Annotated in this window: 3 protein-coding genes; all 3 read right to left on the bottom strand. The window is 73.4% G+C overall.

The features are described 5' to 3' along the window. Positions 1–351: 351 nt before the first annotated feature. The 3 genes from ACFV4G_RS42185 to trpS all read right to left on the bottom strand — a co-directional run bounded on the left by ACFV4G_RS42185 (position 352) and on the right by trpS (position 3,205). The gene (locus ACFV4G_RS42185; protein ID WP_380448723.1) at positions 352–1,026 is read right to left on the bottom strand and encodes a nucleoside/nucleotide kinase family protein; all 675 of its coding nucleotides are present in this window, start codon (positions 1,024–1,026) and stop codon (positions 352–354) included. Positions 1,027–1,089: 63 nt separating this feature from the next. After that, positions 1,090–2,046, bottom strand: coding sequence for an LD-carboxypeptidase (locus tag ACFV4G_RS42180; RefSeq protein WP_380448720.1), 957 nt, complete (start codon positions 2,044–2,046; stop codon positions 1,090–1,092). A gap of 97 nt (positions 2,047–2,143) precedes the next feature. Next, a complete protein-coding gene (gene trpS / locus ACFV4G_RS42175) occupies positions 2,144–3,205 on the bottom strand; it encodes a tryptophan--tRNA ligase (RefSeq protein ID WP_380448717.1) in 1,062 nt (353 codons plus the stop codon). Positions 3,206–3,376: the final 171 nt, after the last annotated feature.

The raw sequence follows: 3,376 nt of genomic DNA, 5'->3' as shown, positions 1-3,376 counted from the left end.
ACGGACGCTTCCTTCGAGCCGCCTTCCAGCGGGCCCTCCGGGCGCTTCGTTCTTTCGTGTTTCCAGCTTATCAGATGTTTTCCGCTCCGTTTTCCAGGGCTTCGTCATCCAACTCGCCGGTGTCTTCCGGGACTTGACGCCCCGTCCGACGTTTCAAACTCTAGCCGATCCCCGCTCCGAAAAGCGAATCCAGCCGAAGTCCGACCGCAATCCAATAAAACGCGCACGCCGAATACGCACCGAGCCGCGACAAGACGCGACCCGGCCCACAGTCGGGAAGTGGTGTTTCAGAGGATTGGCCGCCCCGGGACCGTCCGCGCCGATGCGTGTCCGGTGCTCCCTGCCGAGCGACTAGAGAACACTACCCCTGTTCGGCGCTCCGGGCAAACCCGTGCCGGGGACCGTCCGGGTACAGAGCGGGCGGCCCGCCTTCACGTGTTCGCCGTTCGGGTGGTCGTTCCCGGTGACCCAACGCCGTGCGGTGGGCTCGTCCCGGCCTCCGTCGCGGTGGCGGCGCAGGAGGCGTTCCTCGCGGAGGGCGTCGTCGGTCTCGACGTACCAGAGTTCGCGGAGCAGTCGGCGGGCGTCCGGCCAGGGAGCGTCGGTGGAGGCGAGGTAGTTGCCCTCGGTGATGACGAGGCGGGCCTGCGGACGGACGACGTGGCGGGCGGCGACCGGTTCGTCGAGGGTGCGGTCGAAGTCGGGGACGTAGATGTCCTGGAAGCGGTCGGCGGCGATGCGGCGCAGCAGCGCGACGTAGCCGTGGGTGTCGAAGGTGGCGGGTGCGCCCTTGCGGTGGGTGAGGCCCAGGCGGTCGAGCTGGGCGGCGGAGAGGTGGAAGCCGTCCATTGGGACGTAGGCGGCGCTGCCCGGGCCCTCGGCGCGCTCGACCTCGGCGACCAGGTGCCGGGCCAGGGTGGACTTGCCGGCCCCGGGAGGGCCGGTGAGTCCGAGGATCGTACGGGCGTTGCTGCCCGGGCCCCGGAGGAGTCCGAGGGCGAGGGCGGTGAGGCGGTCCTCGTTCATGGCCGCACCCTACTCATCCGTCCCGCCCCGGCCCGGGCCGCTCGCTTCTCCGCTGCCGACGCCTCACCGGGCGGCGAGGGCCGGCACCTCCAGGGTCAGCGTTCCCGCGTCGGCGTCGAGCACGGCCGGGACCCCGAGCGGGACGGTGAGGGTGGAGGGGCAGTGGCCGAAGCCCAGTTCCCACAGCACGGGCACCCCGAGCGGGCCGAGGCGGTCGAGCATCACCTCGCGGACCCGGTCCGGTCGCCCGCAGCCCTCCCAGGAGCCGAGGGCTATGCCGGCCACGCCGTCGAGGGCGCCGGAGCGGAGGAACTGGGTGAGGAGGCGGTCGAGCTGGTACGGGTGCTCGTTCACGTCTTCGAGGATCAGGATGGCGCCCGCGAAGGAGGGCCGGGCGGCGGGCGTGCCCCGCTCGGCCGCGAGGACGTGGACGCAGCCGCCGGCCGTGACGCCGCGGGCCCGGCCGGGGACGAGCGGTGCGGCGGCCGGTCCGGTGAGGACGGTGGTCGTGGCGGGCTCGAAGAGGGTGCGGCGCAGGTGTTCGGCGGTGGGGGCGTCCTCGATGAAGGAGGCTGCCGCGCACATCGGCCCGTAGAGGGTGGCGAGGCCGAGCCGCTGGGCGAACGCCTCGTGCAGGGAGGACACGTCGCTGAAGCCGATGAGGACCTTGGGTGGGACGCGGCGCATCGCTGCCCAGTCGAGGAGGTCGACGACGCGGTGCACGCCGTAGCCGCCGCGGGCGCAGACGACGGCGTCGACGGTGGGGTCGAGCCAGGCGTCCTGCAGGTCGGCGGCCCGGTCGGCGTCGGTGCCGGCCAGGTAGCCGAGGGCGGGGTGGGTGTCGAGGACGTGCGGGGCGACGGTGACCCGCAGCCCCCAGGAGCGCAGGATCGCGGTCCCGGCGGTGAGCCGCTCGGGGTCGATCGGGCCGCTGGGGGCGACCACGACGACGTGGTCCCCCGGACGGAGCTGCGGCGGACGGGTCAGCCCTCGGGCGGGCGTGGTCGGGTGCTGGTCCATGGCCGGGATCCTTCCAGGGTGCGGGCGTCGGAGCGTGAGGGGGTGAGGTGCGGTCGGATCCGGCGGGGCCCGCCGCAAGTGGTATGCCCCGTCGTCCTCAGACCGACCCCATGACCTCCCTGACCTCGGCGAGGGTGGCGTCCGCGATGGCGTTGGCGCGCTCGGCTCCGTCGCGCAGCACCTGGCGGAGGTGGCCGCGGTCGGCGGCGAGCGCGGCGCGGCGGGCGCGGATCGGGCGGAAGAACTCGTTGACGGACTCCGTGACGGTGCGCTTGAGCGCGGCCGCGCCGCCGTCTCCGAGTTCGGCGGCGACGTCCTCGGGTGCCCGGCCCTGGCAGAGGGCGGCCAGCAGGACGAGGTTGGCGACCTCGGGCCGGTTCGCCGGGTCGTAGGCGATGTGCCGGTCGGTGTCGGTCTTCGCGCCGCGGATCAGCCGGGCGGTCTCGTCCTCGGAGGCGCCGAGGAAGACAGCGTTGCCCCGGCTCTTGCTCATCTTGCCGCCGTCGGTGCCGAGGAGGAGCGGCGCGTCGGAGAGCACGGCCTTGGGGCGGGGGAAGACGGCGGTGCCGTCGGCGTGCGGGTAGCGCTCGTGGAAGCGGCGGGCGATGGTGCGGGCCACTTCGAGGTGGGGCAGCTGGTCCTGGCCGACGGGGACGAGGCCGGCCTTGCAGAAGAGGATGTCGGCGGCCTGGTGGACGGGATAGGTGAACATCAGTCCGCTGACGGCGGCCTGGCTGGAGTGGGCGATCTCGTCCTTGACGGTGGGGTTGCGGCTCAGTTCGGCGACGCTGACCAGGCTGAGGAAGGGCAGCAGCAGCTGGTTGAGGGCGGGGACGCGGCTGTGCGCGAAGATCGTGGCGCGGTCGGGGTCGAGGCCGGCCGCGAGGTTGTCGAGGACGAGGTTCTCGGTGTGTTCGGCGAGCCGGTCGGCGATGTCCCGGTCGGTGATGACCTGGTAGTCGCCGACGACGATGAACATCTCGACGCCCTGGTCCTGGAGGCGGACCCGGTTCTGCAGGGTGCCGAAGTAGTGGCCGATGTGGAGCGGGCCGGTGGGGCGGTCGCCGGTCAGGACGCGGCGGGCCGCCGGAGCCGCGACGGGAGCGGGAACGGGAGCGGGAACGGCGGCAGCGACGGGGTGGGCGGTCGTGGCGGTCATGCGGGTTGTCTCCTCGGTACGGCGGTGGTGGTGGCCGTCCGGGGCGCGGGCCCGTCCCGCTGGGAAACGCGACAGGGCCGTCCATCCCGGACGGCCCTGGTCAGGCATGCAGTGGTGGGGGGGGGGGGGGGGGGGCGCGCGCACGGCAGAGGCGGGGCGACGGGGCTGGCG

The organism is Kitasatospora sp. NPDC059747, assembly GCF_042732955.1.
Taxonomy (GTDB): domain Bacteria; phylum Actinomycetota; class Actinomycetes; order Streptomycetales; family Streptomycetaceae; genus Kitasatospora.
This window is presented reverse-complemented; position numbering and strand designations above follow the sequence as displayed.

Coding starts and splice junctions, on each gene's coding strand:
- ACFV4G_RS42185 (WP_380448723.1), bottom strand. CDS start 1,026: ATGAACGAGGACCGCCTCACCGCCCTCGCCCTCGGACTCCTCCGGGGC.
- ACFV4G_RS42180 (WP_380448720.1), bottom strand. CDS start 2,046: ATGGACCAGCACCCGACCACGCCCGCCCGAGGGCTGACCCGTCCGCCG.
- trpS (WP_380448717.1), bottom strand. CDS start 3,205: ATGACCGCCACGACCGCCCACCCCGTCGCTGCCGCCGTTCCCGCTCCC.